Origin of the sequence: Roseiflexus sp. RS-1 (assembly GCF_000016665.1) — a bacterium.
Taxonomy (GTDB): domain Bacteria; phylum Chloroflexota; class Chloroflexia; order Chloroflexales; family Roseiflexaceae; genus Roseiflexus.
In genome coordinates, this window is record NC_009523.1 from 1,294,861 (window position 1) to 1,311,263 (window position 16,403).

The 16,403-nt window shown below is 61.3% G+C and carries 14 protein-coding genes; 13 read left to right on the plus strand and 1 reads right to left on the minus strand.

What is annotated here, in order from left to right:
- Positions 1 to 55 precede the first annotated feature (55 nt).
- The 11 genes from ROSERS_RS05435 to ppdK all read left to right on the plus strand — a co-directional run bounded on the left by ROSERS_RS05435 (position 56) and on the right by ppdK (position 12,728).
- Positions 56 to 556, plus strand: a complete 501-nt coding sequence (locus ROSERS_RS05435) for a LeuD/DmdB family oxidoreductase small subunit (protein ID WP_011955818.1) — start codon at positions 56 to 58, stop codon at positions 554 to 556.
- Entirely contained in the window at positions 553 to 1,641 is a 1,089-nt protein-coding gene (locus ROSERS_RS05440; RefSeq protein ID WP_011955819.1) for an isocitrate/isopropylmalate dehydrogenase family protein, read from the plus strand. Before ROSERS_RS05435 ends, ROSERS_RS05440 begins: the two co-directional genes overlap by 4 nt.
- 16 nt (positions 1,642 to 1,657) lie before the next feature.
- Positions 1,658 to 1,825 (plus strand): lysine biosynthesis protein LysW, encoded by a 168-nt coding sequence (gene lysW, locus ROSERS_RS05445; RefSeq protein ID WP_011955820.1) that lies wholly within the window; start codon positions 1,658 to 1,660, stop codon positions 1,823 to 1,825.
- 3 nt (positions 1,826 to 1,828) lie between these two features.
- Positions 1,829 to 2,677: a lysine biosynthesis protein LysX gene (gene lysX / locus ROSERS_RS05450; protein ID WP_011955821.1), complete on the plus strand. Its 849-nt coding sequence runs from the start codon at positions 1,829 to 1,831 to the stop codon at positions 2,675 to 2,677.
- A 17-nt stretch (positions 2,678 to 2,694) separates the two neighbouring features.
- Positions 2,695 to 3,741 (plus strand): N-acetyl-gamma-glutamyl-phosphate reductase, encoded by a 1,047-nt coding sequence (argC, locus tag ROSERS_RS05455; RefSeq protein ID WP_011955822.1) that lies wholly within the window; start codon positions 2,695 to 2,697, stop codon positions 3,739 to 3,741.
- A 679-nt stretch (positions 3,742 to 4,420) separates the two neighbouring features.
- On the plus strand, positions 4,421 to 5,926 hold the full coding sequence (locus ROSERS_RS05460) for a pyruvate carboxyltransferase (protein WP_198136361.1): 1,506 nt from the start codon (positions 4,421 to 4,423) through the stop codon (positions 5,924 to 5,926).
- Positions 5,923 to 6,726, plus strand: coding sequence for a [LysW]-aminoadipate kinase (locus ROSERS_RS05465; protein ID WP_011955824.1), 804 nt, complete (start codon positions 5,923 to 5,925; stop codon positions 6,724 to 6,726). Before ROSERS_RS05460 ends, ROSERS_RS05465 begins: the two co-directional genes overlap by 4 nt.
- Positions 6,723 to 7,946, plus strand: a complete 1,224-nt coding sequence (locus ROSERS_RS05470) for an MFS transporter (protein WP_011955825.1) — start codon at positions 6,723 to 6,725, stop codon at positions 7,944 to 7,946. The genes ROSERS_RS05465 and ROSERS_RS05470 overlap by 4 nt, the downstream gene beginning before the upstream one ends.
- A 775-nt stretch (positions 7,947 to 8,721) precedes the next feature.
- Positions 8,722 to 8,859 (plus strand): hypothetical protein, encoded by a 138-nt coding sequence (locus ROSERS_RS25845; protein ID WP_157040978.1) that lies wholly within the window; start codon positions 8,722 to 8,724, stop codon positions 8,857 to 8,859.
- A 122-nt stretch (positions 8,860 to 8,981) separates the two neighbouring features.
- Positions 8,982 to 9,119 carry a hypothetical protein gene (locus tag ROSERS_RS25850; RefSeq protein ID WP_157040978.1) on the plus strand — a complete coding sequence of 46 codons (138 nt, stop codon included), beginning with the start codon at positions 8,982 to 8,984 and terminating at the stop codon, positions 9,117 to 9,119.
- 936 nt (positions 9,120 to 10,055) lie between these two features.
- Positions 10,056 to 12,728, plus strand: coding sequence for a pyruvate, phosphate dikinase (ppdK, locus tag ROSERS_RS05475; protein ID WP_011955826.1), 2,673 nt, complete (start codon positions 10,056 to 10,058; stop codon positions 12,726 to 12,728).
- Positions 12,729 to 12,908: 180 nt separating this feature from the next.
- On the opposite strand, the gene ROSERS_RS05480 is transcribed toward ppdK, so the two are convergent.
- Entirely contained in the window at positions 12,909 to 14,153 is a 1,245-nt protein-coding gene (locus tag ROSERS_RS05480; RefSeq protein WP_011955827.1) for a glycosyltransferase family 4 protein, read from the minus strand.
- Positions 14,154 to 14,472: 319 nt separating this feature from the next.
- Here ROSERS_RS05480 and ROSERS_RS05485 point away from each other — a divergent pair, with 319 nt between their 5' ends.
- On the plus strand, positions 14,473 to 15,648 hold the full coding sequence (locus tag ROSERS_RS05485; protein ID WP_011955828.1) for an MFS transporter: 1,176 nt from the start codon (positions 14,473 to 14,475) through the stop codon (positions 15,646 to 15,648).
- A 202-nt stretch (positions 15,649 to 15,850) separates the two neighbouring features.
- Positions 15,851 to 16,234 (plus strand): hypothetical protein, encoded by a 384-nt coding sequence (locus ROSERS_RS05490; protein ID WP_041333096.1) that lies wholly within the window; start codon positions 15,851 to 15,853, stop codon positions 16,232 to 16,234.
- Positions 16,235 to 16,403: the final 169 nt, after the last annotated feature.

The window sequence follows — 16,403 nt, forward strand, 5'->3', positions numbered from 1 at the left end:
ACGAGGCGAATACCGGTTTCTATTCTCATCGGTGAGATGCAGAAAGGACAGAACAATGGCTCGAATCTGGCGTTTTGGCGCGAATGTCAATACCGATCAGATCGTTCCCGGTCGTTATGCGCCCTATATGCTGAAGAGCGAGGAAGAACTGCGCAACTATCCGTTCATCGAGGCGCGCCCGGAGTTTGCTTCGACCGTGCGTCCCGGCGACCTGATCATTGCCGGTCCGAACTTCGGGTGCGGCTCATCGCGCGAATACGCGCCGCTGGCGCTCAAGATGGTCGGCATCGGGGCGATTATCGCGCCGCTGTTTGCGCGCATTTTCTACCGCAATGCGCTCAACCTGGGCATTCCGCTGTTCGAGGCGGATCTGACCGGTCAACTGGAGGATGGGCAGGAGGTTGAATTCAATGTCGAGACCGGCGTTATCATTGCCGATGGGCGCACCATTCAGTTGCCGCCGCCGCCCGAATGGATGCGCGAGGTCTGGCGCGAGGGCGGCATCGTTCCGTTCTACCGCAAGTATCGACGCTTCCCCGGAGCCGTGACGGTATGAGTGCAGCGCCGTACACCATTCTGGTCATCCCCGGCGACGGCATCGGGCGTGAAGTGATCCCGGCGGCGGTCGCAGTCTTGCGCGCTACCGGCTTGCCCTTCCACTTCGAGAACGCCGACGCCGGGTGGGAATGTTTCCAGCGCCAGGGGGAGGCGCTTCCCTCCGCTACGCTCACTGCTGCGCGCGCCGCAGACGCGATCCTGTTCGGCGCCGTCGCCTCGCCCGGCTACCCGGTCGCCGGGTATCGCAGCCCGATTGTCCGGTTGCGCCGCGAACTCGACCTGTACGCCAATATCCGCCCGGTTTTCGACGATCTGCCGGAGAACGGCAGCAACCCCCGGCGGCGGAAGGTCGATCTCGTCGTGGTGCGCGAGAACACGGAAGATGTGTACGCCGGACGCGAACGGGTCGAGGATGATGGGGCGACTGCGATCGCCGAGCGTGTCATCACCCGGCGCGCCAGCGCGCGCATCATGCGCGTCGCCTGCGACCTCGCGCGCGCCCGGCGCAGTGCGCGCAACGGATCAGACGCGCCGCCGGGCAGGGTCACCGTCGTTCACAAAGCGAATGTGTTGCGCGAAACGTGCGGACTGTTCCGCTCCGTCGCGCTGGAGGTCGCACAGGCATACCCCGATCTCCAGATCGATGAGATGCTGGTCGATACCTGCGCACTCCAGCTCGCCACCCGCCCCGAACGGTTCGATGTTATCGTCACCACCAACCTGTTCGGCGATATTCTGTCGGACGTTGCGTGCGCCTGGGGCGGCGGGTTGGGTCTGGCGCCGTCGGCGAACCTGGGTGAACGGCATGCCCTGTTCGAGCCAGTGCACGGCGCAGCGCCCGACATTGCCGGGAAAGGGATTGCCAATCCGCTGGCGGCGATTGGATGCACCGCGCTGCTTCTTGACCATCTTGCCGGTCGTGCACCGGCAGACCTGGCTTCCGCCATGCGCGGTTGGAGCGCACGCATCCAGCGCGCCATTCGCCACGTGCGCGCTGCCGGTCCACACACGCCCGACCTGGGGGGGAGCGCAGTCACAACCGATATAACCAACGCAGTATTATCCCATATGCTCACCACATAAGAAAGGAGACATCGCCGTGCGTGCCACATGCCCGGAGTGTGAAGCCGAAATCACCCTTCCCGAAGGCACAGTCGAGGGGGAGATCCTCACCTGCCCCGAATGCGCCGCCGAACTGGAAGTCGTCAGTATCGATCCGCCGGAACTGGCGCTCGCGCCGGAAGTTGAAGAGGACTGGGGAGAGTAACGTATGCGAGTTGGCGTCCTCTGCTCACGCATCCGCGTCGAGGAGAAACTGCTCTTCGCCGAACTGGAACGACGCGGCATCGCCTATGAACGCATCGACGACGATGATGTCATTTTCGATCTCAACGAAGGACGCTACGAGTACGACGTTGTGCTCGAACGGAGCATTCACCATTCACGCGCGCTCTATGCACTGAAGGTCTTCAACGATGCTGGCGTTCCGACGGTCAATACCGCGTATGTCGCCGACATCTGCGGCGACAAGTTCAAGACCACCCAGGCGCTGATCCGCGCTGGCGTGCCGACGCCGCGCACCCGTATGGCGTTTACGCCGGAATCGGCGCTGCGCGCTATCGAAGACCTTGGCTATCCGGTCGTGCTCAAACCTGCGATTGGATCCTGGGGGCGCCTGATCGCCAAGGTCAACGACCGTGAAGCGGCAGAAGCATTGCTCGAACACAAACAGATCCTCGGCTCATACCATCATTCGATCTTCTACATTCAGGAGTACATTCCCAAACCACACCGACGCGACATCCGCGCCTTTGTCGTCGGCGACGAGTGCATCTGCGCGATCTACCGCACGAGTGAGCACTGGATCACCAACACCGCGCGCGGCGGGATCGCAAGCGTTTGCCCGGTGACGCCAGCGCTGGCAGACCTGTGCGTCAGCGCGGCGTATGCAGTCGGCGGCGGGGTAGTCGCCATCGATGTGCTCGAAGCGTCCGATGGCAGGCTGCTGGTGAACGAAGTGAACTACACCATGGAGTTTCGCAACAGCATCGCGCCAACCGGCGTAGACATCCCGGCGCGGATCATCGATTACACGCTGGCGGCGGCAAAGAAGGGATAACCGGGAGGAGTGTTCGCATGAGCGTCCGTGTCTCTATCGTCGGCGGCAGCGGCTACGTCGGTGGTGAACTGCTGCGGTTGCTCCTCTTTCATCCGCTGGTAACCGTCGCGCAGGCAACCTCCGAGCGTCTGGCGGGCAAGCCGATCACTGTCGCCCATCCGAACCTGCGTGGCATTCCCGCAGCGCGCGAGGTGCAGTTTACCTCGCAGGATCGACTGACGCCGTGCGATGTCCTGTTTCTGGCGCTGCCGCACGGCGACGCTGCCCGCGCTATCGACCGCTTTGCAGAACTTGCGCCGAAGATTATCGACTGCTCCGCCGATTTTCGTCTGCGCGATCCGGCGTTGTACGCCCGCTGGTACGGCGAAACGCATCCAGCGCCGCACTGGCTGGAGCAGTTCGTGTACGGTCTGCCGGAACTGCACCGTGACGCTATCCGCACTGCCAGGTACGTCAGCGGTGTCGGATGCAACGCGACCGCAACCAACCTGGCGTTGCTGCCGCTGGTGCGCGTCGGACTGATCGACCCCACGCGCGATGTGATTGTCGAGGTGAAAGTCGGCTCGTCGGAGGGTGGTGCGCAACCTGGCGAATCATCGCACCACCCGGAGCGGAGCGGGGCGGTGCGCTCGTTTGCGCCCGTCGGTCACCGGCATACTGCCGAGGTCGTGCAGGAACTCGGGCTATCGCGAGTTCACCTGTCGATCACGAGCGTCGAGTTGGTGCGTGGTGCGCTTGCCACTGCGCACGCATTCGCCAGCGCTCCGGTGAGCGAAAAAGATCTGTGGCGCGCATTCCGCGCTACGTATGGCAGTGAGCCGTTCGTGCGCATTGTACGTGAAAAGCAGGGGGTGTACCGCCTGCCGGAACCGAAAATCCTGGCGGGAAGCAACTATGCCGATGTCGGGTTCGCCGTCGATGAAGAGACCGGACGGATCGTATCGATCTGCGCCATCGACAATCTGATGAAAGGCGCAGCCGGAACCGCTGTGCAATGTATGAACCTGATGTGCGGCTTCGAGGAGCGTACCGGTCTGGAGTTTCCTGGATTACATCCGATTTAGGAGAACTAAGAACCAAGAACTAAGAACCGAGGACTAAGAACTGAGAACTGAGAACCGAGGACTAAGAACTGAGAACTGAGAACCAAGAACCAGGAACCAAGAACCGAGAACCGAGGACTGAGGACTGAGAACCAGGAACTGAGAACCGGGGACTGAGGACTGAGAACTGGATGTTGTGCAGAGACCGGTCGTGCGTCTACCTGGCGGTTGATGAAGAACTTAAGGAAATAAACCGGTATGCGCCTCGTGCCGTGGGGCTAATGGAGATTGAGCACTTAATCCGGTTGCGCCTCTGGCCGTCGGGCTGAAGCCCTCGGCTATACGGGGCAAAGCCCGCCTGCGCGGGCTGACGCATGCCGTCGGGCTGATGGAGCCGGTATTCGCCCTTTGCCGTCGGGCTGAAGCCCTCGGCTATACGGGGCAAAGCCCGCCTGCGCGGGCTATACCGGACTTAATTTCTTAAAGATCATAAGCCCTCGGGCAGGCGAGGCGAAGCCCGCCTGCGCGGAACACGAACTCCAACGGTGACCCTATCGGTTATCAGCTATCAGCTATCGGCTATCGGCTATCGGCTATCGGCTATCGGCTATCAGCTATCGGCTATCGGCTATCGGCTATCGGCTATCGGCTATCGGCTATCGGCTATCGGCTATCGGCTATCGCCTAGAGATGTATGGACATGTCACCAATACCAGAGTTCTTGCGCAGCGAAAACCCGGCGCAGCCGCGGTACCACGAAGCGGTTGAACTGTTTGCCCTGTTCGACTACCTGAAAGCCATGCGCTGGGGGGTCTTCAGCATCCGCGAGTCCCTCCAGGCGGTCGGCGAATGCCGCGACGGGACGCTCCAGGGATTTCATCTGACCGTCGATGAAGCATGGGAAGCCGTGCGCGGCATGGACTCGCTCGGAGTCGGGGTGATCGAACTTCCCGCATTTCCCGCCAACCCGCCGGGACAGGCGTTCAACCGCCGTCTGCTGGAGCGCGCCGAAGCCCATCGCCTGACGACGACCTTCGCCGCGCATGCGCGCTGTGTGGCAACCGACATTCGCACCGCCGCAGAAACCGGCTTTCGCCGTCTCCACCTCTACATCGGCGTCAGCCCGATCAAGCAGGCAACGGTGCGCGCAAACGCGACGCAGCTTGCTGATCGCGCCTTCGATGCCATTCATCTGGCGCGCGAACTCGGCTTCGACTGTGTGCGCATCAGCACCGAAGACGCCTACCGCACGCCGCTGGACGACTACCGCGCCTTCTATGAGCGCTTGCAGGATCGCCTGATCCGTCACAACCTGCACGTCGATGGCATTGGCATCCCCGACACCGTCGGCGTTGGCACGATTGACGATCTCGGTGACCGGATCGCCATTCTGCAGCATATCGGCATCCGGTTTGCCTTTCTCGAATGTCACATCCACAACGACATCGGGCACGCTGATCGGTTATACGTCGATACGCTGATCCTCTGCATGCGACTGGGCATCATGATGCTCCCTGATTTCTCGATCCTGGGGATTGGCGAACGCAACGGGACGATCGGTCTCAGTTCGCTGATCGAAGCCATCTACCGGCGATTGTTGCTCCTCTACCCGCGGTCGATGCCCGCCATCCGTCAGGCAGTGCGCGAGAAGCTTGGTGTGCTGCCCGACGGTGAACTGTTCGTCAACCGCTACCGTGACCTCGATTCATTCTTCTACCGGATTCTGGCGCGCAGCGGCTTTGTGTTCGACCGGAGTCCGTTTTCATCGAACACCGAGTACGATGGTTCCGGCGTCCACGCCGACACCACCCTGCGCGCATTTCGCCTGGCGCTGGAGAACGGCTACGAAGGGCAGCGGGCGATTGATCTCGGCAACAGCGCCTACGCCGGGGCGCTGCCGCCCTACGACATGCCGCTGCGCACGCCAGTGCTCGCCTGCTTCGGCTGCGGCAAGAGCAACGTGCGCTTCTGGCGCGAACGGGAACACCTGGTCCTGCGTCATCCCGATGACATTCGCCTCAGAATTGCGCCCTACGCCGATGATCTTGCCGAAGAGAGCCTGCATATTCCAACCGACGAGGCAACCGCCGATGAACTCGCTGCACGGTTGATTCGCTGCGCCAGTGTGCGCGAAGGCGGGATCAACCATCACCAGGCAATGGAGATCGTCCGACTCTTCTACCGTCCAAAGGAGGCATGCGCATGATTGTCGTCAAAGTCGGCGGCGGCGCCAGCATCGCCTATGATCCGCTCTGCGACGACCTGGCGACACTGACACGCGCCGGTCAGCGTTTCGTGCTGGTGCATGGCGGCTCCCATGAAACCAACACCCTTGCCGAACGGCTCGGACATCCACCCCGCTTCGTGACATCACCCTCCGGGTACACCAGTCGCTACACCGACCGTGTGACCCTGGAACTCTTTCTGATGGCGACCGCCGGCAAAGTCAACAAACTGATCGTTGAGCGTCTCCAGCATATGGGAGTGAACGCCATCGGTCTCTCCGGTCTCGACGGGCGCATCCTTCAGGGGCAGCGCAAGGCGGTCATTCGCATCATCGAAGATGGCAAACAGAAAGTTCTGCGCGACGACTGGACCGGGACGGTTGAACAGGTCAACACCGACCTGCTGCGTCTGCTGCTGGACGCCGGACTGTTGCCGGTCATTGCGCCGATTGCCGTCAGCACCATCGGCGAAGCGCTCAATGTTGACGGCGACCGCGCGGCGGCAGCGATTGCGGCTGCGCTTGGCGCCGACACGCTTGTGCTGCTGACCAACGTTCCTGGTCTGCTGCGCGCATTTCCCGACGAACGCACCCTTGTGCGGCACATTCCGCGCGCCGATGTCGAAGCGTACCTGCCGCTGGCGCAGGGGCGGATGAAGAAGAAAATCCTGGGCGCGTCCGAAGCGCTCAACCAGGGCGTGGGGCGGGTCATCCTCGGTGACGCGCGCGTATCCGAACCGGTCTCGCGCGCGCTTGCCGGCGAAGGCACGGTCATCGCATGACACGCTGGCAGCAGACGCTCTTCATCCTGGTTGCCGCCCAACTGGTATCAGCCGTCGGCTTCGGTATGTTCTTCCCGTTCCTGCCGTTGTATGTCGAGCGCCTCGGTACGAACACCGGCTTCAGCCTCGAATTCTGGGCGGGGATGGTTTTTTCGGGGCAGGCGCTCACCATGGCGATCAGTTCACCGATCTGGGGATCGCTGGCGGATCGCTTCGGGCGCAAAGCGATGATCGAGCGTGCCATGTACGGTGGCGCTGTGATTATCTTGCTGATGGGTTTTGCCCGTTCGGCGGAAGAACTGGCGCTGTTGCGCGCCATCCAGGGCGCTATCACCGGAACCATTGCGGCGATCAATGCGCTCACCGCCTCGCTCGTGCCACGTGAACGGGTCGGGTACGCCATGGGGATGCTTCAGGTCGGGTTATGGGCAGGGATCGCTGCCGGTCCTATGCTTGGCGGCGTTGTCGCCGACCTGCTCGGCTTTCGTGCAGCATTCATCGTCACCGCGATCCTGTTGATCATATCGGGCATTGTTGTCACCTTCGGCGTGCAGGAGCGCTTCACACCGCCGTCGCAGGGAACGCGCAGAACCGGGATTATGAGTGATTGGCGGCGCATTCTGGTGTTGCCAGGTGTTGCCGCCGCATACACCACCCGCTTCCTCAACTGGCTCGGTCCGAACATGCTGCTGCCGGTGCTGCCGCTCTACATTGCCACGCTCATGCACGGCAACGAAGGGGTCAGCACCTTTACCGGCATTATCGTCGGACTCTCCTCGGCGGCAGGAACTGTCAGCGCGCTCTACCTGGGGCGGTTGGGCGACCGTATCGGTCACCGACGGGTGCTGCTGGCGGGAACGGCGGTTGCGGCGCTTGGTTTCATTCCGCAGGCATTCGTAACAACTGGATGGCAACTGCTCATGCTTCAGGCGCTGACCGGCGCAGCGACAGGGGGCATGAATCCGGCGCTCAGCGCACTGCTGGCGCGCTACACCGGCAGCGGCGACGAAGGGGCGGTATTTGGCATCGACAACTCGGTGAACTCCGCTGCGCGCGCCGCCGCGCCCCTGCTTGGCGCTGCTCTCGCCGCCTGGTTCGGGTTGCCGTCGATTTTCCTTGTTACCGCACTTGTCCTGCTGGGCGCGGCGGCGCTGACATTCCGCTGCCTGCCAGAGCGTATCGCCGTAGCGTCGCCAGCGACGCCAGCGGTGCAATCCTGAAGTGTGCGCGTCGCGCCTGTTGATCGTATGGATGATGAACTTCAAGAAATCATAGCGGTTCTCACAGAGGTTGAACCTATCGGGCAAGGTTGAACACTCCTCGGACGACCGCAACGAACATCGCGCCCCACGCTGCGACCGAAATGTCAGTCGGTAAGAGAGGACACCCGACATTATCCGTCGTCGGGCGTGACTCTGCTCGTGCGGGCTAAAGCCCTCCCTGAGCGCATGGAAGCCCCTGCGGGGCTGGCGTTTCAGTCATCCTTGCCATATTCCGGGAGGACCTGGGTTGATCCAGCCCGTAGGGCTTGCCCGACCTCAGATAGGGCTTCAGCCCGCCGGAGGCGCACGAAGATTGAACACTCCAGAAGCGGGCGCCTCGTGCGACGCGGCAGACTGCTATAATCTCGATCTCCATAAGAGCCTATCCGAATAACCCGGCGGCACGCACGGCGATCACGCCACAGGCGAAAAGGTTCCAGTGGTTCGGATAGGCGCTGAGCACACCGGGTTGCATAACTGTTTCGCGTGTCGGAACGACGAACCTTGTGCGACAGGGTGGTTCCGCTCGCCGCCTGGCGACTGAAGTCGCGGCTGGCAGGCGGGAAGCCCGCCTGCGCGGGCGTGAGGGGGCGCATCCCGCTCGCCCGTAGACCAGCCCGTCGGACTTCCACGTCTTAGCGCCTATCCGAAGAACCCGGCGGCGCGCACGGCGATCACGCCGCAGGCGAAAAGGTTACCGTGGTTCGGATAGGCGCTGAGCACACCGGGTCGCATGACGGTTTCGCGTGGCGGAACGACGAATCTTGTGCGACAGGGTGGTTCCGCTCGCCGCCTGGCGACTGAAGTCGCGGCTGGCAGGCGGGAAGCCCGCCTGCGCGGGCTTGCGGGGGCGCATCCCGCTCGCCCGTAGCCAGGCCCGTCGGACTTCCACGTCTTAGCGCCTATCCGAATAACCCGGCGGCGCGCACGGCGATCACGCTGCAGGCGAAACGGTTCCAGTGGTTCGGATAGGCGCTGAGCACACCGGGTCGCATGACGGTTTCGCGTGGCGGAACGACGAACCTTGTGCGACAGGGTGGTTCCGCTCGCCGCCTGGCGACTGAAGTCGCGGCTGGCAGGCGGGAAGCCCGCCTGCGCGGGCTTGCGGGGGCGCATCCCGCTCGCCCGTAGACAAGCCTGTCGGACTTCCACGTCTTAGAGCCTATCCGAAGAACCCGGCGGCGCGCACGGCGATCACGCTGCAGGCGAAACGGTTCCAGTGGTTCGGATAGGCTCTAATTTCGGTCTACCCGCCGCTGGCAACGGGCGCCTCGTGCGACGTGGCGGATAGGCACATATGGTCAATGTAGCGGACGACCGCAACGAACATCACGCACCACGCCGCGACCGAAATGAATTTCGGTCTACACGCTGCCGGGAGCAGGCGCCTCGTGCGACACGGCGGGTATGAACAATGGTCAACGTATCTGAGAAATGCTGTGATCCTCAATCTTCATCAGCCCTGCGGACAGAACGTTATCTTCATGAGCCGCCGGGCTACCAGGCGAATACCGGTTTATGTTAATTCTTCGTCAAGCGCCAGGTAGACGCACGACCGGTCTCTGCACAACGTCCAGTTCCAGGTTCCAGGTTCCAGGTTCCAGGTTCCAGGTTCCAGGTTCCAGGTTCCAGGTTCTCGGTTCTCGGTTCTCGGTTCTTGGTTCTCGGTTCTTGGTTCTCGGTTCTCGGTTCTTGGTTCTCGATTCTCGGTTCTCGGTTCTTGGTTCTCGGTTCTCGGTTCTCGGTTCTTGGTTCTCGGTTCTTGGTTCTCGGTTCTCGGTTCTCGGTTCTTGGTTCTCGGTTCTCGGTTCTTGGTTCTCGGTTCTTGGTTCTCGGTTCTTGGTTCTTGGTTCTCGGTTCTCGGTTCTTGGTTCTCGGTTCTCGGTTCTTGGTTCTCGGTTCTTGGTTCTTGGTTCTTAACCATACCCACGATTATGCCCGTTGCACGATTCATCATACTGATGTAATATCCTGATAGACTCCGAATGCTGCGGCATATTCACAGTACTCCGCTTTTTTTTGTCGCAGCCGGTTGAAACACGGGCAGTCCCGCAAAGGAGAAGCACTATGTCAAAAAAGTGGGTGTATCTCTTCACCGAAGGTAACGCGTCGATGCGCGATCTCCTTGGTGGCAAAGGCGCTGGCGTCGCTGAAATGACCCGTACCGGCGTTCCCGTTCCCCCCGGTTTCACCATCACCACCGAAGCATGCAACGAATACTACGCACGCGGCAGGCAGTTCCCCGAAGGGTTGTGGGAGCAGACTCTCGAAGCGTTGAAGGTGATCGAAGCGCAGGTCGGCAAGAAATTCGGCGATCCGTCCAATCCGCTGCTGGTATCGGTTCGCTCCGGTGCGCGCGAATCAATGCCCGGCATGATGGATACCGTGCTCAATCTTGGTCTCAACAAAGAGACGCTCGAAGGGCTTGCCCGCCTGACCGACAATCGGCGCTTCGCTGCTGATGCCTACCGGCGGTTCATTCAGTTGTTCGGCAAGATCGTGCTCGGCGTCGATGGCGAGAAGTTCGAGCACGTGATGAACGAAGCCAAAGGGAAGGATCGTCAGGATACTGATCTGACAGCCGACGAACTGATGCAGATCGCTGAGACGTTCAAGGCGATCATCAAAGAAGAGACCGGCATCGATTTCCCCGAAGACCCCTACGAGCAGTTACGCATGGCGATCACCGCCGTCTTCAATTCCTGGATGGGACGCCGCGCCGTCGATTACCGCCGTGTCTATAAAATCCCTGATACGCTAGGCACCGGCGTCAATGTGCAGATGATGGTTTTTGGCAATATGGGGAATGACAGCGCCACAGGTGTCGCCTTCACCCGCAATCCCGCCACCGGTGAAGATGAACTGTACGGCGAGTACCTGGTCAATGCGCAGGGTGAAGATGTGGTCGCTGGCATTCGCACCCCGAAACCGCTCAGCAAACTGCGCGAAGAGATGCCCGAAGTGTACCAGCAGTTCTCCGAGATCGCCAAGATGCTCGAACGTCACTACAAAGATGTACAAGACGTCGAGTTCACTATCGAACGCGGTAAACTCTGGATGCTGCAAACGCGCAACGGCAAGCGCACCGGCATGGCAGCGGTCAAGATCGCGGTCGATATGGTCAACGAGGGGTTGATCGACAAGCGTACTGCGCTGCGTCGGGTGCAACCGGAGATGCTCAATCAGTTCCTCTTCCCCATCGTCGATCCTCGTGCTGCTGAACACGCAACCAGGCTGGCGCACGGTCTGGCGGCCGGTCCCGGTGCTGCACAGGGGCGGATCGTGCTCGATCCCGACGAAGCGGCGGCGCGTTCGGAGCAGGGTGAGCGCGTCATCCTGGTACGCACCGAGACGGCGCCCGAGGATTTCCACGGTATGGTCGCTTCGCAGGCGATCCTGACGGCACGCGGCGGTCTTACAAGTCATGCCGCAGTGGTGGCGCGTCAACTTGGGAAGTGCTGCGTCTGCGGTTGCGGCGATCTGGAGATCGACTACAAAGCTGGCACAGTCCACGTCCATGGGACGGACACGATCCTCAAAGAGGGTGACTGGATCACGGTTGATGGTCACTCCGGATGGGTGTACGCCGGTCAGGTCGAGACGCGAGAAGCCGAGGTCATTCAGGTCATTCGTGGCCAGATGAAGCCCGAGGACTCGAAACTCTACGGCTACTTCAGCACATTCCTCAGTTGGGCGGATGAAGTGCGGCGCCTGGGTGTGCGCGCCAACGCCGATACGCCGACCGATGCGCGGATTGCGCGGTTGTTCGGCGCCGAGGGCATCGGTCTCTGCCGGACCGAGCACATGTTCTTCGAGGGGGATCGGATCGATGCCGTGCGCGAGATGATCGTGGCAGACACTGTTGAGGATCGTCGCAAAGCGCTGGCAAAGATCGAGCCGTTGCAACAGGGTGATTTTGAGGGCATCTTCGAGGTCATGGATGGTCTGCCGGTAACGATCCGCACGCTCGATCCGCCGCTCCACGAGTTTCTGCCGCATGGCGACCGGGAGATCGAGGAACTGGCGCATAAGATGGGCATCGACTTCGCCCGCCTCAAAGCAAAGGTAGAGAGTTTGCGCGAGGCGAACCCAATGCTCGGCTTCCGCGGCTGCCGTCTCGGTATCGAATATCCGGAGATTACCGAGATGCAGGCGCGCGCCATCTTCCGTGCCGCTGCCAACTGTCAGGCGCGCGGCATTCACGTGCATCCCGAGATTATGATCCCGCTCGTCGGTGATGTGAGTGAACTGCGGATGCAGGGCGACATCGTCCGGCGGGTTGCCAATGAGGTGATGGCGGAAACCGGGCAGAAGATCGATTATCTGCTCGGCACCATGATCGAGGTGCCGCGCGCTGCGCTGACCGCCGACAAGATCGCAACGGTTGCCGAGTTCTTCTCCTTTGGCACCAACGACCTGACCCAGATGACGTTCGGTATGAGCCGCGACGATGTCGGGCGTTTCCTGCCCCTCTACGTCGAACGCAAACTGTTGAAGGATGATCCCTTCGAGGTGCTGGATCAGGAAGGTGTGGGGCAACTGGTGCGGATGGGCGTTGAACGCGGGCGTAGCACCCGCCCTGATCTGAAGACCGGCATCTGCGGTGAACATGGCGGTGAGCCGGAAAGTGTCAAGTTCTGTCACCGCGTTGGTCTCAACTACGTGTCGTGCAGCCCGTACCGCGTCGTCATCGCTCGCCTCGCGGCAGCGCAGGCGGTGCTGGAGGAGCAGAAGGGTTAGAAGTGAGCTCCTGCGCCTGATTGAGTCCGCGTCGCAGGATATGGGCATGCGGCAGACGACGCAATCTTCCAGGGATATGGGCGCTGGAAGATTGCGTCGTCGCTCTGTTTCTCGCAGTGATATGCGCTGGGGGGCGCAGAAATGAAGGGCAGGAGCGGGTCTGCTGCACCTCACATCGCTCTACCCATACGTCGCCGCAAACTGGAATGTCGAAACCATGCGCGAGTTGCGCTGTACCTGGCGCCACTCGTTGCACACCTGGCGATAGATATCCAGCGTCGTTTGTGCGATCGTGTTCCAGTTGTACCGGGTGCAGACGTCGTGGAACGCATTGAGCGCACGCGCCTGGGACCAGTTGGGGTGTGCCAGGGTGTGTGTAATCCCCCAGACCAGCGAGTCAACATTATTGGGATACACCGTTAACCCGGTTTCGTGCAACTTCACCACTTCCGCCAGACCACCGGTGTGCGCCACGATGACCGGGCATCTGGCTGCCATCGCCTCCAGCGCCACGATGCCGAAGGGTTCATACAACGACGGAAAGACGGCGGCATCCGCCGCGTGATACAGGCGGTCACGCTCCTCATCACTGATGCGACCAGTAAACGTTACATGGTCGGCTACACCGGCGTCCTGCGCGCGCTGACGAAGTGTATCGAGATATCCGCCAGTGCCAGCGATGATCAGGTGCGCATGGGGAAACTGAGCCAGCACGTGTGACCAGGCGTCGATCAACAGGTGCAGCCCCTTTTCGTACACAATCCGCCCGACAGAGAAGACAAGCGGTTGATCGTCGCGCACAAAGCGACGGCGGAAGACTATGCGCTCCTCATCGCTCTGAAATGGGGAAGAGCGGACAACCACACCGTTCGGGACAACATCGATCTTGTCATGTGGCGCATCGAAGGTAGTGTGAACCTCGTGCGCCATAAAGTGCGAGCAGGCAATGATACGGTGCGCCTCGCCGGTCAACAAGCGTTCCAGACGGTCGATCTGAAGCGAGAGATCGTTCGCCAGATGCCCCTGATGCCGTCCGCGTTCAGTTGCGTGGATCGTTGCCAGGAGCGGGAGGTGGCACAGGTGTTTGAGGGCAATGCCTGCCTGTGCGACGAGCCAGTCGTGCGCGTGGATCAGATCAAAGCTGCCGGTGGAGCGCTGCACATCGAGCGCAGCGTGCTTCAGCGCAACGTTGAGTTCCTGGGTGAGCGGAAAGAGCATGCGATCAGTGATCGGCGGGACGGCAACGCGATGGATATGAACGCCCTGTGCAGTGCGCTCGTACCGGCTGCCCTCCTTGAGTTGAGGAGTGATAATGTGAACTTCAACGCCGATCTGCGCCAGGGCATCGGACAGATCGGTGACATGACGCCCCAGGCCGCCAATGATGTGTGGCGGGTACTCCCAGGACAACATCAAGATACGCATAGTTCTTCGACATAAAAAACCGACCGCTGTTCTTCAGCGTGTGGGTGCATAAATGCTGGCTGGTGCGCGTCATCACGCGATAAGAACAACGGCCGGGACGATCATCGCACCAAGGCGAATCTATTGTTAAGGAATTATAGCATAACCGGTTTAGCCTGTCACCTTTCAAACAAATGACAATCATGTGGTGTTGATCGTGTATAATCGATCATCTCTGACTCTTACCCCGGCACATATCGGCGTCAGTGAGGTCTGGTCGCCGGAAAAGGTCATTGCATTATCGTAAGCGCTCGTTTATTGAAAACAAAGGTCTCCGTCCGTGCTCAAGAATCGTCTTCTCCTTTCGATCAGCGCCGGTCATTTTGCGGTCGATGTTCTCAACAGTGTTGTGCCGGTCCTGCTGGCGACGCTGGCAGTGCCGCTGGCGCTCAGCAATGCCCAGATTGGTGTTGCGCTCACGATCCAGATCTTTGCCGGTGCGCTGTCGCAACCGCTCTTTGGCTGGCTGGCGGATCGCTTCAGCGCACGACCGGCCGCGCTGGCAGGCGGCGGTGTTGCGTGGATGGCAATCTGCCTGGCCGCCATTGCGCTTTCGATGAACTGGACCCTGATCGTTCTTCTCGTCGGGTTCATGGCGCTCGGATCGGGTCTCTTCCACCCGATCGGCACGGCAAGCGCTGCGGCGTCTGCACCGTCGCGCGCTGCGAGTGCAACCGCTATCTTCTTCTTCAGCGGGCAACTCGGTCTTTCACTGGGTCCGTTGCTGGGCGGCGCATTACTCACGACACCAGACGGCATACGTCTGATGTTGGTGCTTGCGGCGTTGATGCTTGCGCCAGCGGTGCTGCTGTTTGCTGCGCCCCGTCCTGTGATACCCGTGGGCGGTACGGCACGCGCCGCCCATGCTGCAGTACGTGTTGGGGTGGCAATCCTGGCGGCGTTCATTGTGCTGGTGGCGCTCCGTTCGTCTATTCAGTCGGTGTTTATGTCGTTCCTGCCCAAACTGTTCGCCGACCGCGGCTGGGCGCCGGTTGCCTATGGCGCGATTGCCGGAACATTCATGTTTACCGCTGCAATCGGCAATATCATTGCCGGTGATATTGCCGATCGCTTTGGTATGCGTGCTGCGACGATCTGGCCCCTCCTGATCAGTGTGCCTGCCGGTCTGGTCTGCATATGGTCGCCTTCACCACTCACAGCGTTCATCGCATGCGGCGTTGCCGGCATGGTTATCGGTGGGCAACACAGTGTGCTGGTAGTGCATGCGCAACGGTTGCTGCCGGTGCGACAGGGGTTTGCCGCCGGGTTGATCCTGGGGTTCACCTTCGCAACGGGGGGCATCGGCACTGCGCTGGTCGGCGCGCTGGCTGATACGGTTGGTCTGTTCACAGCGATGCAGGCCACGGTGCTGCTGGCGCTCCCGGCGGCAGCGCTGGCGCTGACGTTGCCCGGACGCGAATCTGTCGTTTCGGCAGTCGCAGCGGCAGAGGCGTAACGCTCCGGTGCGCTCTTATGTTTGGCAAGAACCACGGATGGGCATGGATGGCGGACCATATCGCACGATCCAACCCCGCCAGATCCCAGCAGACTCAAGGGCGGACAGAACATACGTTCATATCGTGAGATAATGTCTCATTGCGAAAGAAACGCCCACCAATGTGATGGTTCTGGTCTGCTGGTCGTGGCACTCGCGATTAATGCCAGGAGATCATTGCATTGGCGCCAGTGTCTGTCATTTTCCACCGGCGGTCGACGGGTGGTTCCGCCAGAGCGCCGTCGCCCCGCCCATGCAAACCCGCCAACGCCTTGCGTTTTTGACGCCCGGCATCCTGCTCAGCGGCGCGCCTGTGCTGCACCGGATAGCCAGCGCCCTGGCGTACCTGACGCCCCAGACGACGCGCGCAGCCCGTTATGAACGCTGGCTGCGGCGGGTGCGCAATGCCCCGCGGCTGACTCGAGAACGGAGATCTGCGCCGCTGGCGCGGCAGATCCTGATGCCGTACCACACCCGCCGCTGGGTGGTGATCATCGATGCGACGACCCACACCGAACCCCTGCGGGTCGTGACCGCCGCGCGATGAGAGCGCGGGCGTCGCGCCCGCATCCCCCGCCGCCTCACCCCTGGGAGCGCGGGCGTCGCGCCCGCATCCCCCGCCGCCTCACCCCTGGGAGCGCGCGCGTCCCGCTCGCATGTTCCCCGCCGTCTCACCCCTCACAGGAGCAGATGTTTTGGCAAGCCCCTGCGTGCCA

Coding starts and splice junctions, on each gene's coding strand:
- ROSERS_RS05435 (WP_011955818.1), top strand. CDS start 56: ATGGCTCGAATCTGGCGTTTTGGCGCGAATGTCAATACCGATCAGATC.
- ROSERS_RS25845 (WP_157040978.1), top strand. CDS start 8,722: ATGACGGTTTCGCGTGGCGGAACGACGAATCTTGTGCGACAGGGTGGT.
- ROSERS_RS05465 (WP_011955824.1), top strand. CDS start 5,923: ATGATTGTCGTCAAAGTCGGCGGCGGCGCCAGCATCGCCTATGATCCG.
- ROSERS_RS05440 (WP_011955819.1), top strand. CDS start 553: ATGAGTGCAGCGCCGTACACCATTCTGGTCATCCCCGGCGACGGCATC.
- argC (WP_011955822.1), top strand. CDS start 2,695: ATGAGCGTCCGTGTCTCTATCGTCGGCGGCAGCGGCTACGTCGGTGGT.
- ROSERS_RS05490 (WP_041333096.1), top strand. CDS start 15,851: ATGCCAGGAGATCATTGCATTGGCGCCAGTGTCTGTCATTTTCCACCG.
- ppdK (WP_011955826.1), top strand. CDS start 10,056: ATGTCAAAAAAGTGGGTGTATCTCTTCACCGAAGGTAACGCGTCGATG.
- ROSERS_RS05470 (WP_011955825.1), top strand. CDS start 6,723: ATGACACGCTGGCAGCAGACGCTCTTCATCCTGGTTGCCGCCCAACTG.
- ROSERS_RS25850 (WP_157040978.1), top strand. CDS start 8,982: ATGACGGTTTCGCGTGGCGGAACGACGAACCTTGTGCGACAGGGTGGT.
- ROSERS_RS05460 (WP_198136361.1), top strand. CDS start 4,421: ATGTCACCAATACCAGAGTTCTTGCGCAGCGAAAACCCGGCGCAGCCG.
- ROSERS_RS05480 (WP_011955827.1), bottom strand. CDS start 14,153: ATGCGTATCTTGATGTTGTCCTGGGAGTACCCGCCACACATCATTGGC.
- lysX (WP_011955821.1), top strand. CDS start 1,829: ATGCGAGTTGGCGTCCTCTGCTCACGCATCCGCGTCGAGGAGAAACTG.